The sequence below is a fragment of the Paenimyroides marinum genome, assembly GCF_900108395.1.
GTDB lineage: Bacteria > Bacteroidota > Bacteroidia > Flavobacteriales > Flavobacteriaceae > Flavobacterium > Flavobacterium marinum.
This window is the reverse complement of the sequence record NZ_FNXE01000035.1, coordinates 1-21,491: the sequence shown is the minus strand read 5'-3', so window position 1 is coordinate 21,491 and position 21,491 is coordinate 1. Positions and strand designations below refer to the sequence as shown.

Sequence of the window (21,491 nt, the reverse complement as noted above, 5' to 3'; positions counted from 1 at the left end):
ACTTCCAAATAAAAAAGACTGTCGTTTTGACAGCCTTTTTAGTTATTTTACAATTGTAATGTCTTTTTGGTTAAACGAAACAGAATCTGGTCGCCTAAGCACGCCATTAACCTTTACTTCAAGCAATGGGTCAGATTCAGTCCATTTGGTTACCTTATATTTTGTATAAATAGTATTGTTAGGATACAATCCGTCATAATCAATCACATAATTCCCTTCTTTCATACCATTGTTATCTTTCATGTACCAACTATAGCTTAACGAAATATTTTTTATGACTGATCCGTCCGTATTAGAAATATATTCGTTAATTATGCTGTTGTTGTTTTGAGCTTGCGTAAGGTTAATTGTACGCTCTCCTGTTAACAAATAAAACGTTAACTGCTTATCAGCTACGTATCCAAAAGTATCGGGAAGTAATAAATTATCTCCGTTCTCATTTTCTAACCGAACGGTCAACACCTCATCATGCCCGGGTGGTGCACAACCACAAAAACTGTCATCTTTTTCGCAAGAAACAAATGCTAAAATCGTAACTAAAAGTACTATTCTTTTCATAAGGGGATCATTAAATGGCAGGAGATTCTGAGGCAAGCTCAGAATAACATACCGTCATAAACTTTCTAATTATAAATATACAATTTTTTGCTACGACATGATCTATTTCCTAATTTTACATTATGAAAGCACCATTAGCAGAACGCATCCGCCCAAAAACGCTGGAAGACTACATCAGTCAGTCGCATTTAGTTGGCGAAACAGGTATTTTAACGCAGAACATCAAGCGCGGTATCATTCCGTCTATGATCTTTTGGGGTCCGCCCGGAACTGGCAAAACCACTTTGGCGGAAATTATTGCGAATGAGAGCAACCGCCCGTTTTATGCATTAAGCGCCATTAATGCCGGTGTAAAAGACGTGCGTGAAGTAATTGAAAAAGCCAAAGGCAGCGGTGGTTTGTTTACACCTAAAAACCCTATTTTGTTTATTGATGAAATTCACCGTTTCAGCAAATCGCAGCAAGATTCGCTTTTGGCTGCCGTTGAAAAAGGCTGGGTTACACTGATTGGTGCCACGACTGAAAACCCCAGTTTTGAAGTGATCCCCGCATTGCTGTCGCGCTGTCAGGTATATACATTGAATGCTTTTTCCAAAACCGATTTAGAAGCTTTGCTGAACCGTGCTTTGCAAGTTGATGAAGAGCTACAATCAAAAAACATTGTGATTAAAGAAAACGAAGCTTTATTCAGAGTTTCAGGTGGCGATGGACGCAAATTGCTGAATACCTTTGAGCTGATTGTTAACTCTATTGATGGAAATGACATAGAAATTACCAATGAAAAAGTAATGCAGATTGTTCAGAAAAATACTGTTTTATATGATAAAACCGGTGAACAGCATTACGATATTATTTCAGCTTTTATCAAATCAATTCGTGGAAGCGATCCCAACGGAGCCGTTTACTGGTTAGCCCGAATGATTGAAGGCGGCGAGGATTTAAAATTCATTGCCCGCCGTTTAGTAATATCAGCATCAGAAGATATTGGTCTGGCAAATCCCACAGCGATTATCATGGCAAACAATATTTTTCAGGCAGTTTCTGTGATTGGTTACCCCGAGAGCCGAATATTATTGAGCCAGTGTGCTATTTACTTGGCAACTTCACCTAAAAGCAACGCAAGTTACATGGCTATTGGCAAAGCACAACAAACGGTTAAACAAACAGGAGATTTATCGGTTCCGATTCATTTGCGAAATGCCCCCACCAAACTAATGAAAGAATTAGGGTACGGCGAAGATTACAAATACAGTCACGATTATCCGGGAAATTTTGCCTATCAGGAATTTTTGCCAGACGATTTGACAAATACTCCTTTTTACGAACCCGGCGAGAACGCCCGTGAAAAACAAACCAAAGATTTTCTACGCCAACGCTGGCAAGGAAAGTATGGGTATTAGTTTTATATTTTAACTCCGACAGAATTTAAAAACCTGTCGGAGTTATTTTTTATCTACTTTTTAAAAAATTTCATATCGTAATGACTAATATTTTTCTTTCAACCACAAACTCGCTCTCACCAACAATATCAATACGGGAACTTCAACCAAAGGTCCGATAACCCCAACAAATGCTTGTGGAGAATGGATACCAAACACAGCTATTGCTACGGCTATCGCTAATTCAAAATTGTTTCCTGTGGCAGTAAATGCAATGGACCCGTTTTTATCGTAAGGTACTTTTAAAGATTTATTGATAAAAAAGCTGACAAAAAACATCAATACAAAATAGATGATTAACGGTATCGCTACTTTTACCACATCTACTGGTAATTCTAGAATTTTGTTTCCTTTCAAACTAAACATTAATACGATTGTAAACAATAAAGCATATAATGTAATGGGCGATATTCTGGGTACAAATTTCTTGTTATACCACTCTAAACCTTTTGATTTTAACAATATATAACGGCTTATAAAACCCGCTAAGAATGGAATACCTAAGTATATCAATACACTTTCTGTAACGTCTTTCATCGAAACACTTACATTGAAATCGGTTAATCCTAATTTGCTTGGTACTACATTGATGAATAACCAAACTAAAACGCTATAAAACATGACTTGAAAGATGGAATTAAACGCAACCAACATCGCTGTATATTCTCTGTTGGCTTGAGCTAAATCGCTCCAAACAATTACCATAGCAATACATCTTGCCAAACCAATTAATATTAAACCTGTCATATAATCGGGTTCGTTTCGTAAAAACAAAACGGCTAAGCCGAACATCAGTAAAGTACCAACAATCCAGTTGAGAAATAACGATATACCAATTATTTTTTTATCCTTGAAAGCAGTTGGCAACAAGGAATAGTCAACCTTTGCCAATGGTGGATACATCATCAATATTAAACCTATGCCTAATGGAATATTTGTAGTACCTACAGATAAAGAGCTTGTAATTTTTGAAATATTAGGAAAAAAATACCCCAAACCGATACCCATTGCCATTGCAAGAAATATCCAAAGAGTAAGGTATTTATCGAGAAATTTTAGTTTTGGTTGCATTCTTCATTTTTGTTATCTGTGAAAAAACATACATCATTTCGGTTGCTATTTCTATACTTCTTTGCTCATAAACTTTATTTTGTTGTGCTGTACCATCGGCAATTTCAGGATCTTCAAATGTGATAGGTATTCTTTTTTCCGCACCTGCAATGAAAGGGCATCCTCCGTCTGCCTGCGAACAGGTCATAATGGCGGCAAATGCCGATTCAGGATTGAAAGGGCTATCGTACTTTTTTGAAAAACCGATTATAGGTAAAGTATTTTCACTATACTTTATAGCATATACAGGATTATTATTGTCTGCAATTTTAAAGATGTTTAAACCCTGATTAGCCAATGTTTCTGCAACTTTTGGAAATAGTGCCGTTTCTTCCGTACCGCCCGAATAGCAAAAAACATTTTCAATATGATAAAAAGAAGCTGCGACTTGTGCCCAAACTTGCGATAAATGACTTCTGCGTGAATTGTGTGTGCAAATAAAATTGAGATTTACAGCTTGGTTTTCATTTATTTTTTGCTGAATGTAATCTACCAAAGGCTGCAACATAGCCTTTCTTTCGGTAGATATGGTATCAAAATCTTGAAACTTATTTAAGTTTTCTTTTAGTTGTGGATACATTTTTATCATCTTTAGATCTTAGCAACATCCTGAGTTAGGTGTACAGCAAGCGCTGTTCAGTTCTGATAATGTTATTTTTTGCTTTTCCGCAGGAATACCACAGGCATCACTCGCTAAGCAAGCGGTTTGTTTGTTCTTTAGTACAAAATAGTTTCCATTGAAATCCAAATCGTATTTACCAATTGTTTCGCTCTGGTATTCAACTTCGATTTCTCCTTTTTCAATGCCTAATTTACTTTCAGAAAGTTCGATAATGTGTAGTAATTTATTCGGTTTTAATCTGTGTTCAAAATCGTTGGCGTTCCATAATTGGAAATTGACAACTTTTTCCTTACGAATTGTTCCGCCACAATCAATAAATTTTTTAGTGATCTGCCCTACTTCTGTAACATGAAAGTATTCTGGTACAAAAGTTCCGTCTTCTAATTGAAATTCCACATTTTCTAATGTTGGTAGAATCTCTTTGATTTGTTCTAATGTCATAATAACTGAATTTTAATTTTTAATAAAGTGATTCTAAATAAAAGCATTTATTTTCTTTATTTATCATAACGCATTATAGCAATATAACGATATGTTTACGTTTTAAAAAAACGCATTTAACAGCATTTTTTTACGTTTACATCTTGTTTAAAGAAAATAACTAATTCGTTTTGAATTTCATTCCATACTTTTTCCTCAATACAATAACAAACCGATTTACCTTCTATTCTACCTTGTATGATGCCTATATTTTTAAGTTCTTTTAAATGTTGTGAAATGGTAGCTTGTGCTAATCCCAACTCATCTACTAAGTCATTACAAATACAAGCCTTTTGGTTGATGATATGCTGCAATATCGCAATTCGTGCAGGGTGACCCAAAACTTTAAACAATACAGCCAATCTGTTTTGTTCATCTGTAAATATTTGTGTCTTTGTAATTCCCATTATCCATATATTTATATCGCAATATTACGATTTATAATTTAAATCATACAAGAAATTGTAAAAAAAATGTTTTGCATAATTTTTTTAGGAAGTGACTTGGTTAGTCTGAATGATTAAAGACGGCGACGGCGAAGATTACAAATACAGTCACGATTATCCGGGAAATTTTGCCTATCAGGAATTTTTGCCAGACGATTTGACAAATACTCCTTTTTATGAACCCGGTGAGAACGCCCGCGAAAAACAAACCAAAGATTTTCTACGCCAACGCTGGCAAGGAAAGTATAGGTATTATTTTTATATTTTAACTCCGACAGAATTTAAAAACCTGTCGGAGTTATTTTTTAGTTCTTTTTATTCAACACGGTATATTCCAATGCATTTTTAATAGCATCGACATGAGATTTGTCGCGTTTTTTTAAACGGCTCTCTCCATTAGCGGTAAACACTGTTTCGTTTTTACAATTAACCAATGTAATTTGCAATTTGGTGGCTAACATTGATTTATCGCGTTCCACATTGCATTTCAATAGTTTACACGGATCGGCTTTTACTTCGTCAGGTAATTCCTTACTTTCATAAAAAACGGTGTATCCGGCTTCTTCTAATTTGTGTTTCAAAAATGAATTTACACGGTATTCGTTAAATTTTTCCTGAAAATTATATACTTCTTTTATCTGAATGTACTTTGCATTCAATCCTTGTGCTTTTGCACCCAGAGCAAATATGCTGAAAAGTGCTAAAAATAATAATTTCTTCATTTTATAATAGATCTAAAAGTTGTTTTAAATGATGAATTTCGGTGATGTTGTCGGCATTTTCTAATTGAAATTCGTTGAACCAGATCACGTCCATACCCACATTTAATGCTCCGTGAATATCGGCTTTTATATTATCGCCAATCATTAAACTGTTTTGTGGATCAGCATTTGCCTGCGACAAAGCGTATTGAAAAATACCCGGGTGCGGCTTTTTCACCCCTGCTTTCTCTGAATTGGTTACGGTTTCAAAATAATGTTCGAGTTTTGAATTTTTCAGCTTTTTTTCCTGAACCTTTTCAGGTCCGTTAGTGATGATATGTAAACGGTATTTTGATTTTAACTGATCAAGCGTTTCGTATGCATCCTGAAAAACATGACTGTAGTTAGTAAGGTTTTCAATAAAATAATCGGCAATATGATAGATATGCTCATCAGAAACGTTTACATCAATTGCTTCAAAGGTATCTTTTAATCTGCCGTAGCGCAAAAAATCATGGGTAATTTCTTCACGTGCATATTTTTCCCAATAATAATCGTTAATTGGTTTAAAATGCGTCATGAAGTCTTGTGTTCCTTCTAATTTTAAATCAGAAAAAACGGCGTGAAACGTCAGTGCCGAATTTTTATCGAAATCATAAATGGTATGATCCAAATCAAAAAACAAATCGGTAATATGTTCTTTAGCCTTCATTATTTCTGATGTGTAATTACAGCGTTTTCAATATGGTAAATCCAGTCGTCGATATCATCAGCGTTGTATCTAAAAGTACCTTCCATGGTTACATACGTATCGGTTTTTAATCTGGGTGTACTGCCTTTAAACTGAATACCCATAATGGTTTCGGGTCCGGCATTTCCGCAGAAAAAACATTGTGCAAAAACATTTTTACTCAATGCATAGGTTTTACTGTCAATAGGTACAATAAATCCGCTTGCTGTAATTTTTTTACCTTGCAAGGCTTTCAATGTGCTGTTGATCATGGGGTACATGACTTCTCCGTAATGCGGATTTTTCTTTTTAACGAAATCAATCTGACCCAATAATTTCCAAGTGACTTCGGTTGGGTTTTGATCGTAAAATTCCAATGGTTTTTCTGTTGTTTTTTTTACAGAGAAGCTCATTAAAAAAACGGCTAATCCGCAATAAGTTGCAACGAATATTTTTTTTAACATGTTTATTATTTTTTATTGGTAATTACGGCGTTTTGAACATAAAAAGTCCAATCGTCTTTGTTTTTATCGTTATAAAAAAAGGTGCCTTCTAGCGTAATAAAAGTATCGGTTTTTAAGCGTGGCGGTTTGTTTTTAAACTGAATTCCCATAATGGTTTCAATACCTGCACTTGTACTGCAAAAAAAACAGTGCGAATACATATTTTTGCTTAAAACATACGATTTACTGTCTATAGGAATCACGTAACCGCTTATTTTTATTTTTTTGCCGTGTAACGATTCTTTTATGGTATTACTATAGTTGGCCATAACTCTCATACTTTTGCTAATATTAGCTAGCACTTCCCAAGTCATTTCGGTAGGCTCTTCCTGACTATTGTTTTGATCATTCTGCGGGGTAAATCCCATCAAAAACAATGCTGTTATTACGTACAACGTTATTATTATTTTTTTAAGCATTTGCCAATGTTTTTGATATGTTTAACGAATACGCTTTAATTGCCGGAATAATGGCTGCCAAAATGCCTACGGTTAATGTAGCCGCAAACAGCATTCCTTCTTCTTTCCATAAAAATTCAAAGGGATTAAACGCCATTTTAAATTCTTCCTGCGAAGATACGGATAAGAAATGTAATCCAACTCTACCAAAAACAATACCAAGAATAAACCCGATAGTACACAAAAAGATACTTTCTAACAAAACCAACCATAATAGTTGTAATTTAGTGGCTCCGGTAATTCTAAGCAACGCAAATTCGTACTTACGTTCTTTCAATGTATTGTACAATGCAACAAAAATACTGATGCCCGAAATAAACATAATGCCGTACGCCAAATAGGTTAATGCCGAAATTCCTACACCAAACATAGCAAACAAACGATTCACTTCTAAAGCCGGCGATGCGGCTTGCATTTCGGTATTTTGAGGAATGATTCTTGGCCAGGTCATTTTAGCCATGTTGTTGCGCAATTTTAATAAAACTGCTGTAATTTCTTTTCCTTCGTGTGGATTGATTTCTTCATGATGATGCTCCTCGCCTTCTGCATGCTGATGATCGGAATGATCGTGTGCTTCTTCTGAATGATCTTCGTGCTCATGATCGTGCATATTCCAAACCGATGAGATATTCGATAAAATTAACTGATCGGCAACTTTACCCGATGGTTCTAATATCCCCACCACCTTATATGCATGGTGGTCGTGTACTTCGCCTTCTTCGGCATCGCCATGTGTTCCAAAAAAGGTATCGCCTATTTTTAACCCTATGTTTTTTGCAATTCCTGCACCTACCACCACTTCAAAATCCTTAGAAAAAGGAATTCCTTCAGCCAGATGCAAATTAAAATGTTTCAGGTAATTATCATTTGTTCCCACAATTTTATAGCCCATGTAATTATCTCCATAAGCCAGCGGAACCGCACTTTCAACCATTGGGTTCTGCATCCAGGTTTCGGCCTGCGGATACGGAATGTTTCCGGGCGGCGCATCTATCTGATAAACCGATGAAAGTATTAACTGCAGCGGACTTCCCTTTGCTCCCAATACCAGATCGATGTTATCCATTGAGGAAGAAAATTTTTCTTCGAATTGTTTCTGTAATAAAATCAAAACAGAAATAATTGATACCGATGCCGTTAACAGTATAATGCTTAAAAGGGTATTTAACGGCTTAAACCAGGTATTTTTCCATGCTATTTTACCTATCATACCAAAGTTATTTGATGGTTAAACAAGGTTTTTAAACGCTGATCGTGGGTTACAATGATTAACGACGATTGGTATTCTTTAGCCAGATCGCTTAACAACCGGGCTACAATCAAAGCATTTTCATCATCAAGGCTTGATGTGGGTTCATCTGCCAGAATTACCGACGGATTATTGATCAACGCCCGTGCAATATTTACACGCTGCTGCTGCCCGATACTTAACTGACTTGGCAATTTATGAACGTGATCTTTCAACCCCAAATTATCCAGAATATTTAAGGCTTTTTCTTGGACTTTTGATTTTTTAGCAATCCACGATGCCAAAACCACATTATCCAACACCGAAAGTGGTTCGATAAAAAATGATTTCTGTAAAATCATTCCTACCGATTGCCCACGAAAAGCATCTTGTTTTGAAGTTGATAACGCTTGAATATTTTGGTTATTTATAAGAATTTCTCCGCTTTCGGGTTGTAACAAGCCGCCCAACAAATGCAGCAAAGTGGTTTTACCTGTTCCTGAATTTCCTGTAATCAACAAGGTTTGTCCGTTGGCACAATCAATATCGGGAAAATGGAATTTTTGTGTAGCCGAATAGGAAAAAGTAACGTTTTGCGTTTTAATCATTTTTCATGCTTTTAAACGCTATGCAAGATAGTGAATAATTACGATTTTTTATTTAGTTGTTTTTTGGTTTAACAAACTTTACAAAATCCCCTCATCTGCAAAACTGAAATAATCTTTTTGTGTAATAATTAAATGATCGAGTAATTTAATATCTAAAGTGTTGCCCGCTTTTTTTATTTTCTGTGTTATATCATTATCTGCCTGACTAGGATTCAATTGACCCGAAGGATGATTGTGTACTAAAATAATGGCGGTTGCCAGATGTTCCAACGCGGTTTTATATATTAAGCGGATATCTACAATTGTTTGAGTCAGTCCCCCTTTACTTAATTGCAATTTATAAACCACTTTGTTGCTGTTGTTTAAAAGCAACACCCAAAATTCTTCGTGCGGTAAATCGCCTATGAGTGGCTGCATTAGTTTGCAGGCATCAGCCGAACTATTGATTTTTGTCAGTTCTTTGGTTTCTGATAACTGCAACCGTTTTGCTAATTCTAAGGCTGCCACAATGGTAATGGCTTTTGCTTCGCCAATACCTTTGAACTGCATTAATTGCTGAATGGTTTGTTTTTGCAGTTGGTGTAACTGGTTGTTGTTTTGTTGTAAAATGCGTTTACACAAATCAACGGCACTTTCGTTGCGGCTGCCTGAACCAATTAAAATGGCAATTAATTCGGCATCAGACAATACATTCTTGCCTTTGTACAATAGTTTTTCGCGTGGCTGATCGTCTTCGCTCCAGTTTTTTATCGAAAAATGTTTGTTTTCGTTACTCATAACCAAATAATTAACATTTATAAATATATGAAACTATTTTTGTTTTTTATAGTTTCTATATTGACTACTTCGTGGTATTGAAAGCACAGGGAAGTTCAGATAAATTTCTATTTCATCTGATAAAAGAACGGTAAACAAAGGTACTGTTAATGAAGATGTTTCAACTAATTTATCAAAAAAGGATAAACGCTGGTTGATCGTGTTAAAGCCGGCAATAGACAAGTATTAGAAGATTGTTTGTTTAAATATCCTATTGTTGTTATTTTATTTATGAAAGCTAAGCGTTGTATTTAGGATGATGCTTTCTAAAATCACTTTTACTTTCAAAGCTATGGTTACCAAGAATATCGTGAAGATTCAATTCACGGATTAATCCTAATTTATAATAATGAACTAATTCTTTTCTAAAATTTAATATATGGGTGTCATAGATTAATTTGAATTGGTACTTTTCAACCGTTCCATTTTTAAAACAGATAGTAAGAGAGTTATTAATACCTAAAGACACGGTAGGAAAATATAAATGATTAGTAAATCTACTTTTACCTTCAAAATCAAAAGATGAAATTTCTATCGAATCAATTTCGAACAAATCAATTCGATTATTTAAAACCATAATTGAATCATCTTTAAAATGTAATTTTCCAATTATATTATAAGCTATATTCTCTCTTCTGAATATATTGCCTATTTGTACATAGAAAATGTAAATTAAAAAATAAAGAGAAAATAAAATCGAAAAAACATCTATTATCAAATCAGAAAAATATTCGAATAAAAACAAGGATAAAAAAATCATACCAATAACTACGAATAATCCTTTATCTATAATATCATAGAATTTATTTCGAGGTTCTTTTAAAACCTCAACAATACTTAAACCTTCTTCGGCATACGCTCTCATAAAAATGTTTTTTACGAATATAAAAAAAAGCAACAAAAAGGTTGCTTAGTTTAATCAATATTCAATGAACCGTTTGAGTATTTATCAAAAAAATCTTTTTTATAAACTTCACCTAACGGAATTTCAACTTCGTTAACATACAATGTGTGGTTATCGAATGAATCAATATAATCCAAATTTACCACATACGATTTGCTTACCCGCAAAAAACTTTCAACAGGCAGTTTTTGATGCATGCTTTTCAGATTCATTGCCGTAATCAACTTTTGATTCTTTGTATGAATAATCACATAATCTTTTAACCCTTCTATAAACCACACATCTTTAAAATAGATTTTGTGAAAACGTCGGTCTGCTTTTATAAACAAGAAATCATGCGTGTTTGATTCTATGGTATTTTTTTGCTCTAAAAGTAATTCGCTGTATAACATCGCTTTTCTTACTGCTTTATCCAAACGGTTACTGTCTATGGGTTTCAGCAAATAATCAACAGCGTCAAACTCGTAACTTTTTAAGGCGTACTGGGCATAAGCTGTTGTAAAAATAATCAATGTTTTTTCGGGTATCTGCATGGCAAATTCCAGACCATTCAGCAACGGCATTTCAATATCTAAAAAAATAAGATCCACATCGTTTTCCTGAAGAAATTCTAATGCTTTTATGGCTGAAGAAAACTTTGCTTTAATTTCAATGTTTGATACTTCATTTAAAAGTGCCTGCAATTCTTCGCGTGCCAAAGGTTCGTCATCAATTATAATACAGTTCATAACGGAATTTCTAAATTAACAATGTATTCATTTTTGTTCGATGTTATATGCAACTGGTAATCATTACGGTACAACAGTTCTAAACGCCGTTTGATATTTGCCAACCCCAAACCGTTACTCTTGCTTTTTGAGGCAAAATGATTTTCTTGGGTTTTAGAGTTTACACAGACAAAATGGAGTTTTGTATCTTTTATTTCGATAATAATTTTCACGTAGGTTTCATCTCCATTGGGGTTTACACTGTGCTTAATGGCATTTTCTATAAAAACAGTAAATAAGCCCGGTGATATAAACGTATTATTCAAAGTCTTTTTATCGATATTGTTTTCTATTTCAACCTTAAAATTATCTTTTCGTATTTGTTCCAGGTTCAGAAAATTAGAAAGAAATTCGATTTCCGATGCCAGAAGTGTTTTTTCGCTGCTGTTTTCATACAATTGATAGCGAAGAAATTCAGACAAACGTATGATAACGGTATTTGCCATTTCAGGATTGGTACGGATCAAGGCTTTAACGTTATTGAGCATATTGAACAAAAAATGCGGACTGATTTGATTTTTCAGCTCATTCATTTCCATATCAAAGGTGATGTTTTTTAGTTCGGTAATGCGTTCGTTGTCTTTAAGCCAGCGTTGCAATAACTTTATGGTGGTCGATACTGAAATTAACGAGGCACACACAATAATAACTCCGTAAAGATCTGTTCTTCTATTAATTTCGTTATGCATTAGTTTATGGGCTTCAACAAAATCCTGATTCATATATGTGATAAAGTAATTTTCATGAAGATAACTTAAAATCTGAACACCCAAAACAGCTAAAAATATGAGAAAAACAGCATAACCAACATACTTGGACCTGAAGAGAAAATACGGAACCAATACATACATATTTACATAAAACATAATTATAAAAATGATGTAAACCGCTGCCCCTACATAATATCCATAAGGTGTACCATACGTTTCAACAGAGCTTCCACCGTACAATAACAACAAAAACACTGTTAAAAACAGTAGGTGCCGTTTTAAACGGTAGCGTTTTTCGATAAAAAAATCCAACACTTTTTTATCTCTATAATCCTGACAAACTGCAGTCATAAATTCATTTTAATTTTAAGTTACAAATGTAAAACATCTTTTATAACCGCTTTTGCTTATTATACAAACGCCGTTATTTATTATATAAACTTCTTTCAATTTTCGATTTCGTATAAAAAACAAGGCGTTTCATCTAAAAAGTTAAAATACCTTTTGTCTATGTGATTTCTTTGCACAGTTAAATGAAATAAAAAACAGCTTATGAATATTGTGAATTTTCAGAAGTTCGTGGAACGTATTGACCCCCGATTAAACAAAGACGAAAGGAAAGAAAAGATTATACAAATTGCAGAGTCAAGCCGATTTACCGAATGTTACAGCGAAAACCTGGTACTTATGGATTGCATCCAATACGAAATAAACATCGTTGAGAACAACGGCATTAAAACCGGCGTGCTATTTTGTGATCTGAACAAATTAAAAAAACGTTCGTTCCATCCGTCATTATACACTCCTTTCACTTCTGACTTTTTTAGAGAACAAGCAAATATTCATGATTTCTGGTTTGTTTTTGTCGAAGAAACGCCCCATATACAATTTAAAAAATTTACCGATTTTATAGAAGAACATAAGTTAAAAGACTATTACAATAAGATTTTTTTGTTTCGTTTTTTTGAATCGACCATCCATCAATTAAAATAATTTTTATTGTTTAAAACAAATAGAATATGATTAAGGTTTTTAAAACAAATGTCAATCATCCAACTGATTCAGATTACCTTTTAGAAAAAGTATTAATGGAGAAATATCCCGGTTTCAAGATTAATTTTGATTTAGAAGACTGCGATAACATTCTTAGAATGGAAGGTTCTGATTTTAGTACCAACGATGTTGTTGTGCTTCTTGATTCATGCGGTTTTCTTTGTGAAGAATTAGAATAACTTAAAAAACGCACTTTATGTTTAATGATTTCAGCTATTGGTTTAAAAGTAAAATTCAGAATAATTTGGCTTATAACGTAAGACAAGTTCTGTACATTGTTTCCATCTGGGTATTTGTAACATTTTTTTTGTTTATATTAAGTTTTACGATATTCCCCAGCAATATCTCACAGAGATTTATAGACTAAATACTGAAATACCTAAAAAATGGCTGTATCAGATAGCATTGTTTATTGGTGCATCGTTTGGTTTGGTGATGGGTTTTTTACACGTTTTTGTGTATCCATATATAGAGCGTATACAAAAATTAGCTTATAATATTTTATTGCGTATAAGCGTTTTTGTGATGCTTTCTCATCTTGTCTATCTAACAATTCTTTACATTTATGGGTTTACAATAAATGTAGAACTGATTTCACAAATTTTTAGTGAACCCACTACAATAAACATACTATTATATGCTTTAATTACCGAAGCAGTGGTGAGTTTAATTATTCAGCTGCGAAGAAATTTAGGACGGAAATATTTTGTGAATATTGTTAAAAACACTTACCGCAACCCAAAAGAAGAACACCGGGTATTTATGTTTTTAGATTTAGAAGACTCTACCCCTACCGCTAACGAAATGGGACATTTGAATTTTAGCCGATATATTCAGGATTGCTTTTGGGATTTATCGGATATTACATTGATGCACGGTGCAGAAATTTATCAGTTTGTGGGCGATGAAGCTGTTATTACATGGAAGGTTTCAAAGGATTTTGATTACGAAAAATGCATTGCGCTGTATTTTGATTACAAAGATTTATTAGATCAAAAGAAACATTTTTATCAAAAAAAATACAACCATATACCCAATTTTCGCTGTTCTATACATAGCGGAGAGGTATCTGCCGCATTAGTGGGCGATTATAAAAAAGAAATTGCCTATCATGGCAATGTATTAAATTTAGGTTCGCGGTTGCAAAAAAACTGCAAAGAACACAATGCCGACGTGTTGATTTCTGAGAATTTTTTCTCAAACTTAAAAAATCACTGGTATTCTTTAACGCCCATTGTATTACAAGGTCTAAAGGGGATAGACGATGTACAAACCGTTTATAAGGTTGGTGAAAGAGATAAAAAGTACTATTTTTATTCGTAAATCATCAAGTTTGTCATGCTGTAAACATCTTTTTAGAGTTCTACGGAATGACAAACTTTGGATTTTCTTCTGTGTTGGAATTATTCAATCATCTGTTGAACCTCATCAAAATTCAGTCCGCCGTAATTACCGGAACTCATTAACAGCAAAACGGAGTCTTTAAAATCCTGAACCACTAAAAACGATTTGAATTCCTCGGGATTAGTGTAAACGATTAAATCTTCTCTGTTAAAAGCCTGTTCAATTTGTTCTTTTGTAACTTCTTCCAACTTTTTAATCGCAACGGCATCGGGCGAATAAAACACCACGGCTGTATCCGCAGCGTCTAATGCTCCTTGATATTCCGTTAAAAATTCGGCATTTAAACTGCTGTAGGTATGTAATTCTAAACAGGCAATTAATTTTTTATTGGAATATTGCTTTTTTACGGCTTCGGTTGTAGCTTTTACTTTACTTGGCGAATGGGCAAAATCCTTGTAGGCAACGGTGGTTTTGGTTTCTGCAATTTTTTCCAAACGCTTAGACGCACCTTTAAAACTTGCAATAGCTTCGTAAAACTCGGCTTCATCAATTCCCATATTCTGGCAGATCCATTTGGCTCCGGCAAGATTACTTAAATTGTGTGCACCAAAAACTTCAATAGGCATTGGTCCGTCTAACGTTTCTAAATAAGTTACCCCGTTTTCAATAAAATATTCAGGCAAAGTATATGGTAATTTACGAATGGGCTTTTCGGCTTCTTCTACAATTTGTTTTACTACGGCATCGTCTTCGTTGTAAATTAAAATACCGCCATTGGTAATTTTATCAATAAAAATTTTGAATTGCTCTACGTAGTTTTCAAAAGTTGGAAACACATTGATGTGATCCCAGGCAATACCACTGATTAAGGCAATATTGGGCTGATATAAATGAAATTTTGGACGCAGATCGGTTGGTGAAGACAAATATTCGTCGCCTTCAATCAGCATAAAATCGTTTTCTTTTGTGAGATGTACCATATTGGTAAAACCTTCTAACTGGGCACCTACCAAGAAATCTACCGGTACATTATGATAGTTCATAACATGAAGTATCATCGCCGTAATGGTTGTTTTTCCGTGCGATCCGCCAATAACTACACGGGTTTTATTTTTAGAGTGCTCGAATATAAACTCGGGATATGAATAGATTTTCAGTCCTAATTCCTGCGCTTTTAACAATTCCGGGTTGTCGGCTTTTGCGTGCATACCTAAAATAACCGCATCAATATCAGCAGTGATTTTTTCAGGAAACCAGCCTTCGTTTTCGGGCAACAAACCTTTGGCTTTTAACCGCGATTTTGAAGGTTCAAAAACAGCATCATCGCTCCCTGAAATTTGTTCTCCTTTATCGTGCAAAGCCAAAGCCAAATTGTGCATGGCACTCCCACCAATTGCTATAAAATGTATGCGCATTATATTTTTTGTTTTCTCACTTCAAAACTACATTTTTTTAGGGGAATAGAAAAGTAGAATAAAGAGAAAAGACGTGCTTTACTAGATTAAGATAGAATCATAACAATCTACTACGCCTACAAAATCTTAAAACCTTTCAGGGTTATTTTACTTTAAAAAATCTCTAAAATTATTTTTTGTTATTACTAAAAAATCAGGGGCATAAGCTTCTGCAAATGATTTAGGAAGCTTTGTCTTTTTCTTTTCTGACCATTTAAATTCAAATGCGTTCACTTTACTGTTTTCAACTTCTACATAATCAATTTCTTGTTGTGCGGTAGTCCGCCAAAAATATGATTTAACCGTTTTTTGTTGTATATTCAGTACTTTTTGTCGTTCTGAAATCATAAAATTTTCCCACAAGGCTCCTTTATCCTGTCGCAATTCAAACGGACTGAAATTACCTATCACCATATTCCGGATACCGTTATCGTAAAAATAAATTTTCCGGTTGGTTTTTATTTCATTCCGAAGGTTTTTACTGAAACTGTTTAACCTGAAAACGACAAAAGCTTTCTCTAACAAATCAATATAATCACTGACCGTATTTTTATCAACGCCCACCAACTGGGCAATTTCATTGTAACTGACTTCGCTCCCAACCTGAAACGCCAATGCCTGAACAATTTTTTCTAAAACATCAGGTTTTCTGATATTGCTCAATGCTAAAATATCCTTATATAAATAACTTGACGTTAAATTCTTTAAGATCTCATATTCGTTGCCGAAATTATTAATCACATCAGGATACATTCCATAAAGCAACCGTAATTCTAATTGTTGCCGAGCTTTGATGTATCCAACATTGCCTTCAAATTCATTCCAGGAAATCGGGAACAAATGGTATTCAAATTTACGTCCGGTAAGTGGTTCCTGAATTTCATTACTAATATCAAATGCCGATGATCCACTGACAATTATCTGAACACCTTTAATCTGATCGATCATGATTTTCAATTTTAATCCGATATTAGGAATGCGTTGGGCTTCGTCAACAAAAACATATTTATAATTTCCAATAATGTTTTTTAAAATTTCTGTATTGGCGTTAGACAGAATTTCAACCACAGACTGATCGTCTCCATCCAAAAACAGAAACTCTTTATCTTTAAGCAATGTGTTTATAAGCGTGGTCTTCCCTACTTGCCGGGGACCTATCAATACAATTACTTTTCCTTTATGGAGTTTTGATTGTAAAACATTTATAAATTCCCTTTGTATCATAGCTTAAAAACTTTATTCAAAGGTACATTTATTTTTAATATTCACCAAATTAATGTATTTTTAGTGATTATATTCACCAAATTAATGTATTTTTAGTGATTATATTCACCAAAATATCTAAAAAAAATCCTGCAAAACATTAAAATATTGCAGGATAAAACATAAAATCAGTTTAATTAATCCCTAAATATTTCCGGAAATAACCACACTCATTAATCACTTCCTGATAGTATTTGGTATCGCTGTAATTGTTCTTTAGCTCTTCAAATCCTTTCCATTTTTTAAAACTTACAAAATCTCCGTAAGGATAAAAATAATCGTTGGGCATAAAATAGCTCACAGCATAAAAATCATTGCGTTCAACTTTGGCAAGCATATACGCCATTTTCGCTTTTTGCTCTTTGGTTTCGGCATTTTTTTGAGCAATAGTGTAATATTTTCTAACATAATCCATTCCGTAGAGCATTTTTTCGTGCTCGTTTGAAATACTGTTTCCATATTCGCTGATGATGTTGTTGTAATAAAACGTGCGGGCATTTCCGAAATACGACGCATTGTAAAACGCGTTGCCAACCAATAAGGCGTTGTTGTACACATCTTCTCCGGCAGCTATTTTATTCTGCATTTCTTTTACTTTTTTAAGAAATTGCAGTTGCGAATATTTAACCGATTGTTTTGCTGCGTGATCACAATCATTGCAATCTTTTATTTTTCCGTTAAACGGATTTCCGGGTAATTCGGTTGCTTTATAATCAACCATTATTGTTTCGTACCGGTTTTCGCTCCAATTGTGTTGTCGCCTTTCAAAAGGTTCTATCTTTTCAAACTCGGCAATGGCTTCGTCAACCTTATCCTGATAAAAAAGATAAATTCCGCGGCTTTCATATATATCAGCCAGTTTGTAAGGATAAATTCCTACAAAAATATCCTGCCAGGCAGAACGTTTGTGGCTTAAAAGCAATTGTTCCATTGCTATGCTTTGTTTCTGATCCTTAAAAAATCCATTTACAGGATAAACCAATTCTGCCATTAACGGATCGTTCTGTTTTTTATATAGTGCACTGATGTATTTTTTGGTAAATTCCTGCAGATAACCAACCCTGTTTGTTGATGTGTAATAATTCACATTTGATTCGTCATAAAACAACCAATTGGTATCTTCTATTAACTTGCCCTCGGCTTTGATATCCATTTTATCAATACTTAACAAATTGTTGAACAGTCGTAAATTTCGTACCTGCCCTTTTTGTTCGGCATTTTTAGCTAATGTATGTGCCTGTTTTAACAATTCGTCAGATTTTTGATAATCGCCTATTAACGAATTAAAATACGCCGCGGTAGCTTTCCAGATATACGGGTTGTGAACATTGCCTTTGTTGGCCACTTCGTTAATCCATTTAACCTGGGCTGAATCAACCTTATCTTTAAAATCTTTTTTTACTTTTTTAGGATCAACGTCTATCTTTTCATATGCTGTATAAATATTGATATTCTGTTCGTTGATATTGACCCAGCGTGACAATAGAAAATCTATGTGAGGCGAATTGGGATTCAATCGATACAAATCCTGCAAAGCACTGAATTCATTGGTGTAATATCCTTGCAAGGCATACAATACCTCTTTAGTTTGTTGATTGTTTGCCTGATTTAAACTGTTTTTAAACGATGCCGCGTCTAAAGGACGGTAATCAAACAAAGCAGAAGGCATTAATGGTCTACACTGACAAAAAACCTGTGCAAAAGCCACATTTGCTTTTTCATAATTCTTTACATTTTTATAGGCACCGCCCACATAGCTTAATCCACGGTAATATAAGTTGTTTTTGGGCTGGTCTTTTTCTGTATGGTTAAAAAATGTGATAACCGAACTTACATCGTCTGAATAGAATTTTGCACGCAATACCTGAAACCACAAACGATTTTTATAAAAAACATCTTTTTTTGAAGCTTTATTGAATGTCTGCTCTATTTTCTGTACCACATTTTGTTCGGCATTTAACTGTGTACGGTTGTTATAATCCCAATAATTATAGGTTTGATTGGAATAGGTTTCAATACCGCGTGACAAGAGCATAAATTCAAATAAATTTTTAGATTTGGCATCTTTACTGTTTAATGCATATTGTTTTGAAACGTGCGTATTAAAAGCCTCTATTGGATTTTTTGAAGACGACACCTCAGCCAAAACCGTATTCAATTCATTATCGTATAAATAATATTCAACTGTTTTTGTATCGTATTTTTCAAGATATGCTGCCCAATCGGCAATGGTTTCTTCTTTAAACAAATCGGTGGTAGATTGTACGTTGTACCCGTTGTAAAAAATGGTGTAATCATCGTAAAAAAACGGTTCGTAATCTTTATTGCTCACCGTAATTTCTGGCGAGAATATCGATGAATATCCAGCTCCCCACCATCCGTCGGCACAACCGTAAGCATATATACCATAGCCAAAAATAGTAGCAAAGCTACCAACGGCTAACAGTTTTAAAAGTTTCTTTTTCATATTTGGTTACATTTTTTTCGTTTAAATCGTAAAATATAATTTCATTTGGTTTCTTTTTTAGGTGATTCTTCAAATCTTTCATCATCTCTTTTAATTGTTCGGCTGATGGTTCTTCTATTTTCACAACATCATTTTTAGCCAGATAACGCCCCTGATAAATAAAATCTTCAATGACCCGATACCTGTTTTCTGACACCTTTTCAAAAGGATGTTTTTGCAGGTCATTATTGCTTAATCCGCCAATTAAATTTACCACCTTGTTATCGCGAATGTGAACGCCCCAACTAAAAACGGGCAAAGCAATATTTAAAGGCAGGTTGTAATTATGTAACGAATTGATGTAATTTTTTGCTGTTTTTTGACTGTAGATGGAATTATCGTCACCCGAATTTATAACACCCATGTTATAATACATTAGCACACCTGTTTTTACGGAAGGAATTCCTGTTTTTTCGGGATATTTAATTTGATGCAAACGAATGGTAGCTGATAAATTGGGATGTAGTTTTTTAAACTCTTCTATAAACTGAAAATAGTTTTGTTTTGATTTCAGACTCCAATCACAATCAAACTGGATTTCGTTTACCGATACATTTGCCGATTTATTAATCTGTTGGATGTAATTGTACACCTTTACCGCCAAACTATCAGCAGAACTGTTTTGCAAGAAAACTTCGTTCTTAATATATACAACCGGAACAACATTATATCCCTCAGGTTTCTGATTAAAAACTATTGGTGCTACAGGAATAGCTTCATTGTTCTGTAAAGCCACATCGAAATATCGAATGTACAGCTTTTTAACATCCAGATCTTTTAAATACTGCTGTTCAGTTTCGGTTAAACTAAACGTTGTACGCCAAAAGTAAAATGCCGTGCTTATTTTTTCTGTTTTAGCCGAACAAGCCCCCAAAAAGGTAACCAGCAGCATTAACAACCAAATCTTTTTCATAATGCAAAGAAAAAACTATTCCTGCAAATTTGTATTATCTTGATCCAACAATTTAATTTCGTTTGTTTGCACCGCATCTTCATATCGAACAAAAACAGGTGTAGCACCCAAACCTTTACAGGTAAAAAACACAGTATAGCCTTTTTTATCGTCACCCGAAACATTTATGGCTTTTACCTTTAATTTTTTGTTCATTTCATCGGCACGTAGGTAGGCATCGTTTTGGGTGATGTACATGTAACGTTCAAAATTACTTGGGTTGTTAATTTGTAAACTGTCGCCTACTTGAACTATTACCCCTGCTCTTGAAATATATTCGGTATAAGTACCCGCTTTAGTCAACGCATCGTGAGAAACTGATTTAACTTTTTTGTTTTGAGCCACAACCTGCTGACCAACAACAATTAAAAGAAGTAGTATGATTTTTTTAAAATGGACATTTTTCATAATTAATAGCATTTAATTTCAATTAAAAGTAATCAATTTTAATGTTAAATGATATAAGAAAACTTACAAGTGCAAATAATTTATTTTTATTTTTAAAAAAATAACATTAATTAACATTTTTTTATATTTTTATACATTAGCGTCCGATAAAAACTAATTCTCAGATTCCCCTCCTTACATTTGACTGATTGTTAGATGTTTAGTTTTTCATTTTCGCCGAATTTCAAAAACAAGCTACCAATTAAAAGACAATTGCTCACCGTCATCTTTGTCAATAACCCAATCTTTCTCTGGGTTTTCCAAAAATTTCATCAGGTTGATGTAATTGAATAAATGAATTTTGCAAAAACTTACCAAATTTGAAAATGCCCACTTTCGTTTCAATCTTTTTTTGATGACTGCCAGCAGAAGATTTACGATTAATACACAGT

25 protein-coding genes are annotated in these 21,491 nt (G+C 34.0%); 5 read left to right on the top strand and 20 right to left on the bottom strand.

The window, feature by feature from the left end:
• Window positions 1-42: 42 nt before the first annotated feature.
• A complete protein-coding gene (locus BLW20_RS11280) occupies window positions 43-558 on the bottom strand; it encodes a hypothetical protein (protein WP_091100850.1) in 516 nt (171 codons plus the stop codon).
• A 122-nt stretch (window positions 559-680) separates the two neighbouring features.
• Here BLW20_RS11280 and BLW20_RS11275 point away from each other — a divergent pair, with 122 nt between their 5' ends.
• Window positions 681-1,958: a replication-associated recombination protein A gene (locus BLW20_RS11275; protein WP_091100846.1), complete on the top strand. Its 1,278-nt coding sequence runs from the start codon at window positions 681-683 to the stop codon at window positions 1,956-1,958.
• Window positions 1,959-2,042: 84 nt separating this feature from the next.
• On the opposite strand, the gene arsB is transcribed toward BLW20_RS11275, so the two are convergent.
• The 4 genes from arsB to BLW20_RS11255 form a co-directional block, all read right to left on the bottom strand.
• A complete protein-coding gene (gene arsB / locus BLW20_RS11270; RefSeq protein WP_091100843.1) occupies window positions 2,043-3,068 on the bottom strand; it encodes an ACR3 family arsenite efflux transporter in 1,026 nt (341 codons plus the stop codon).
• Window positions 3,040-3,687, bottom strand: a complete 648-nt coding sequence (locus tag BLW20_RS11265) for an arsenate-mycothiol transferase ArsC (protein WP_091100839.1) — start codon at window positions 3,685-3,687, stop codon at window positions 3,040-3,042. The genes arsB and BLW20_RS11265 overlap by 29 nt, the downstream gene beginning before the upstream one ends.
• A gap of 18 nt (window positions 3,688-3,705) precedes the next feature.
• Entirely contained in the window at window positions 3,706-4,170 is a 465-nt protein-coding gene (locus BLW20_RS11260) for a DUF6428 family protein (RefSeq protein ID WP_091100836.1), read from the bottom strand.
• 116 nt (window positions 4,171-4,286) lie between these two features.
• Window positions 4,287-4,616 carry an ArsR/SmtB family transcription factor gene (locus BLW20_RS11255; protein ID WP_091100833.1) on the bottom strand — a complete coding sequence of 110 codons (330 nt, stop codon included), beginning with the start codon at window positions 4,614-4,616 and terminating at the stop codon, window positions 4,287-4,289.
• A gap of 109 nt (window positions 4,617-4,725) precedes the next feature.
• Between BLW20_RS11255 and BLW20_RS11250 the strand changes: the two genes are divergently transcribed.
• A complete protein-coding gene (locus BLW20_RS11250) occupies window positions 4,726-5,004 on the top strand; it encodes an AAA family ATPase (RefSeq protein ID WP_091100830.1) in 279 nt (92 codons plus the stop codon).
• Here the strand turns inward: BLW20_RS11250 and BLW20_RS11245 are convergent.
• The 10 genes from BLW20_RS11245 to BLW20_RS11200 all read right to left on the bottom strand — a co-directional run bounded on the left by BLW20_RS11245 (window position 4,961) and on the right by BLW20_RS11200 (window position 12,431).
• Window positions 4,961-5,377 (bottom strand): hypothetical protein, encoded by a 417-nt coding sequence (locus BLW20_RS11245; protein ID WP_091100827.1) that lies wholly within the window; start codon window positions 5,375-5,377, stop codon window positions 4,961-4,963. The genes BLW20_RS11250 and BLW20_RS11245 overlap by 44 nt on opposite strands.
• A 1-nt stretch (window position 5,378) precedes the next feature.
• On the bottom strand, window positions 5,379-6,068 hold the full coding sequence (locus BLW20_RS11240) for a YjjG family noncanonical pyrimidine nucleotidase (protein WP_091100823.1): 690 nt from the start codon (window positions 6,066-6,068) through the stop codon (window positions 5,379-5,381).
• Entirely contained in the window at window positions 6,068-6,550 is a 483-nt protein-coding gene (locus BLW20_RS11235) for a hypothetical protein (protein WP_091100819.1), read from the bottom strand. Before BLW20_RS11235 ends, BLW20_RS11240 begins: the two co-directional genes overlap by 1 nt.
• A 5-nt stretch (window positions 6,551-6,555) precedes the next feature.
• Window positions 6,556-7,008, bottom strand: coding sequence for a DUF3299 domain-containing protein (locus BLW20_RS11230; RefSeq protein WP_091100816.1), 453 nt, complete (start codon window positions 7,006-7,008; stop codon window positions 6,556-6,558).
• Window positions 7,001-8,257, bottom strand: a complete 1,257-nt coding sequence (locus tag BLW20_RS11225) for an ABC transporter permease (protein ID WP_091100812.1) — start codon at window positions 8,255-8,257, stop codon at window positions 7,001-7,003. Before BLW20_RS11225 ends, BLW20_RS11230 begins: the two co-directional genes overlap by 8 nt.
• Window positions 8,254-8,883: an ABC transporter ATP-binding protein gene (locus tag BLW20_RS11220; RefSeq protein ID WP_091100810.1), complete on the bottom strand. Its 630-nt coding sequence runs from the start codon at window positions 8,881-8,883 to the stop codon at window positions 8,254-8,256. Before BLW20_RS11220 ends, BLW20_RS11225 begins: the two co-directional genes overlap by 4 nt.
• Window positions 8,884-8,961: 78 nt before the next feature.
• A complete protein-coding gene (gene radC, locus BLW20_RS11215) occupies window positions 8,962-9,660 on the bottom strand; it encodes a RadC family protein (RefSeq protein ID WP_091100808.1) in 699 nt (232 codons plus the stop codon).
• A 277-nt stretch (window positions 9,661-9,937) separates the two neighbouring features.
• On the bottom strand, window positions 9,938-10,564 hold the full coding sequence (locus BLW20_RS11210; RefSeq protein WP_091100804.1) for a hypothetical protein: 627 nt from the start codon (window positions 10,562-10,564) through the stop codon (window positions 9,938-9,940).
• A gap of 50 nt (window positions 10,565-10,614) precedes the next feature.
• Complete coding sequence (locus BLW20_RS11205) at window positions 10,615-11,331, bottom strand: LytR/AlgR family response regulator transcription factor (protein WP_091100801.1); 717 nt, start codon at window positions 11,329-11,331, stop codon at window positions 10,615-10,617.
• Complete coding sequence (locus BLW20_RS11200) at window positions 11,328-12,431, bottom strand: sensor histidine kinase (RefSeq protein WP_091100798.1); 1,104 nt, start codon at window positions 12,429-12,431, stop codon at window positions 11,328-11,330. The genes BLW20_RS11205 and BLW20_RS11200 overlap by 4 nt, the downstream gene beginning before the upstream one ends.
• Before the next feature lie 201 nt (window positions 12,432-12,632).
• Here BLW20_RS11200 and BLW20_RS11195 point away from each other — a divergent pair, with 201 nt between their 5' ends.
• From BLW20_RS11195 to BLW20_RS11185, 3 genes are all read left to right on the top strand, one after another.
• Entirely contained in the window at window positions 12,633-13,073 is a 441-nt protein-coding gene (locus BLW20_RS11195) for a hypothetical protein (RefSeq protein WP_091100796.1), read from the top strand.
• Window positions 13,074-13,099: 26 nt separating this feature from the next.
• Window positions 13,100-13,312 (top strand): hypothetical protein, encoded by a 213-nt coding sequence (locus BLW20_RS11190; RefSeq protein ID WP_091100790.1) that lies wholly within the window; start codon window positions 13,100-13,102, stop codon window positions 13,310-13,312.
• 226 nt (window positions 13,313-13,538) lie between these two features.
• Window positions 13,539-14,456, top strand: coding sequence for an adenylate/guanylate cyclase domain-containing protein (locus BLW20_RS11185; protein WP_143037778.1), 918 nt, complete (start codon window positions 13,539-13,541; stop codon window positions 14,454-14,456).
• An 80-nt stretch (window positions 14,457-14,536) separates the two neighbouring features.
• Here the strand turns inward: BLW20_RS11185 and BLW20_RS11180 are convergent, their stop codons facing one another.
• The 5 genes from BLW20_RS11180 to BLW20_RS11160 form a co-directional block, all read right to left on the bottom strand.
• Window positions 14,537-15,892 carry a UDP-N-acetylmuramate--L-alanine ligase gene (locus BLW20_RS11180; protein WP_091100779.1) on the bottom strand — a complete coding sequence of 452 codons (1,356 nt, stop codon included), beginning with the start codon at window positions 15,890-15,892 and terminating at the stop codon, window positions 14,537-14,539.
• Between the two features lie 147 nt (window positions 15,893-16,039).
• Window positions 16,040-17,155 (bottom strand): ATP-binding protein, encoded by a 1,116-nt coding sequence (locus BLW20_RS11175; protein WP_091100773.1) that lies wholly within the window; start codon window positions 17,153-17,155, stop codon window positions 16,040-16,042.
• A 172-nt stretch (window positions 17,156-17,327) separates the two neighbouring features.
• Window positions 17,328-19,661 (bottom strand): hypothetical protein, encoded by a 2,334-nt coding sequence (locus tag BLW20_RS11170; protein ID WP_091100769.1) that lies wholly within the window; start codon window positions 19,659-19,661, stop codon window positions 17,328-17,330.
• Window positions 19,624-20,613: a hypothetical protein gene (locus BLW20_RS11165; RefSeq protein ID WP_245725319.1), complete on the bottom strand. Its 990-nt coding sequence runs from the start codon at window positions 20,611-20,613 to the stop codon at window positions 19,624-19,626. The genes BLW20_RS11170 and BLW20_RS11165 overlap by 38 nt, the downstream gene beginning before the upstream one ends.
• Window positions 20,614-20,628: 15 nt before the next feature.
• A complete protein-coding gene (locus BLW20_RS11160; protein WP_091100765.1) occupies window positions 20,629-21,060 on the bottom strand; it encodes a hypothetical protein in 432 nt (143 codons plus the stop codon).
• Window positions 21,061-21,491 lie beyond the last annotated feature (431 nt).

Bases quoted from the DNA above. Each gene is read 5' to 3' on its own strand.
- BLW20_RS11280 (WP_091100850.1), bottom strand. From the start codon at position 558: ATGAAAAGAATAGTACTTTTAGTTACGATTTTAGCATTTGTTTCTTGC.
- BLW20_RS11275 (WP_091100846.1), top strand. From the start codon at position 681: ATGAAAGCACCATTAGCAGAACGCATCCGCCCAAAAACGCTGGAAGAC.
- arsB (WP_091100843.1), bottom strand. From the start codon at position 3,068: ATGCAACCAAAACTAAAATTTCTCGATAAATACCTTACTCTTTGGATA.
- BLW20_RS11265 (WP_091100839.1), bottom strand. From the start codon at position 3,687: ATGTATCCACAACTAAAAGAAAACTTAAATAAGTTTCAAGATTTTGAT.
- BLW20_RS11260 (WP_091100836.1), bottom strand. From the start codon at position 4,170: ATGACATTAGAACAAATCAAAGAGATTCTACCAACATTAGAAAATGTG.
- BLW20_RS11255 (WP_091100833.1), bottom strand. From the start codon at position 4,616: ATGGGAATTACAAAGACACAAATATTTACAGATGAACAAAACAGATTG.
- BLW20_RS11250 (WP_091100830.1), top strand. From the start codon at position 4,726: ATGATTAAAGACGGCGACGGCGAAGATTACAAATACAGTCACGATTAT.
- BLW20_RS11245 (WP_091100827.1), bottom strand. From the start codon at position 5,377: ATGAAGAAATTATTATTTTTAGCACTTTTCAGCATATTTGCTCTGGGT.
- BLW20_RS11240 (WP_091100823.1), bottom strand. From the start codon at position 6,068: ATGAAGGCTAAAGAACATATTACCGATTTGTTTTTTGATTTGGATCAT.
- BLW20_RS11235 (WP_091100819.1), bottom strand. From the start codon at position 6,550: ATGTTAAAAAAAATATTCGTTGCAACTTATTGCGGATTAGCCGTTTTT.
- BLW20_RS11230 (WP_091100816.1), bottom strand. From the start codon at position 7,008: ATGCTTAAAAAAATAATAATAACGTTGTACGTAATAACAGCATTGTTT.
- BLW20_RS11225 (WP_091100812.1), bottom strand. From the start codon at position 8,257: ATGATAGGTAAAATAGCATGGAAAAATACCTGGTTTAAGCCGTTAAAT.
- BLW20_RS11220 (WP_091100810.1), bottom strand. From the start codon at position 8,883: ATGATTAAAACGCAAAACGTTACTTTTTCCTATTCGGCTACACAAAAA.
- radC (WP_091100808.1), bottom strand. From the start codon at position 9,660: ATGAGTAACGAAAACAAACATTTTTCGATAAAAAACTGGAGCGAAGAC.
- BLW20_RS11210 (WP_091100804.1), bottom strand. From the start codon at position 10,564: ATGAGAGCGTATGCCGAAGAAGGTTTAAGTATTGTTGAGGTTTTAAAA.
- BLW20_RS11205 (WP_091100801.1), bottom strand. From the start codon at position 11,331: ATGAACTGTATTATAATTGATGACGAACCTTTGGCACGCGAAGAATTG.
- BLW20_RS11200 (WP_091100798.1), bottom strand. From the start codon at position 12,431: ATGACTGCAGTTTGTCAGGATTATAGAGATAAAAAAGTGTTGGATTTT.
- BLW20_RS11195 (WP_091100796.1), top strand. From the start codon at position 12,633: ATGAATATTGTGAATTTTCAGAAGTTCGTGGAACGTATTGACCCCCGA.
- BLW20_RS11190 (WP_091100790.1), top strand. From the start codon at position 13,100: ATGATTAAGGTTTTTAAAACAAATGTCAATCATCCAACTGATTCAGAT.
- BLW20_RS11180 (WP_091100779.1), bottom strand. From the start codon at position 15,892: ATGCGCATACATTTTATAGCAATTGGTGGGAGTGCCATGCACAATTTG.
- BLW20_RS11175 (WP_091100773.1), bottom strand. From the start codon at position 17,155: ATGATACAAAGGGAATTTATAAATGTTTTACAATCAAAACTCCATAAA.
- BLW20_RS11170 (WP_091100769.1), bottom strand. From the start codon at position 19,661: ATGAAAAAGAAACTTTTAAAACTGTTAGCCGTTGGTAGCTTTGCTACT.
- BLW20_RS11165 (WP_245725319.1), bottom strand. From the start codon at position 20,613: ATGAAAAAGATTTGGTTGTTAATGCTGCTGGTTACCTTTTTGGGGGCT.
- BLW20_RS11160 (WP_091100765.1), bottom strand. From the start codon at position 21,060: ATGAAAAATGTCCATTTTAAAAAAATCATACTACTTCTTTTAATTGTT.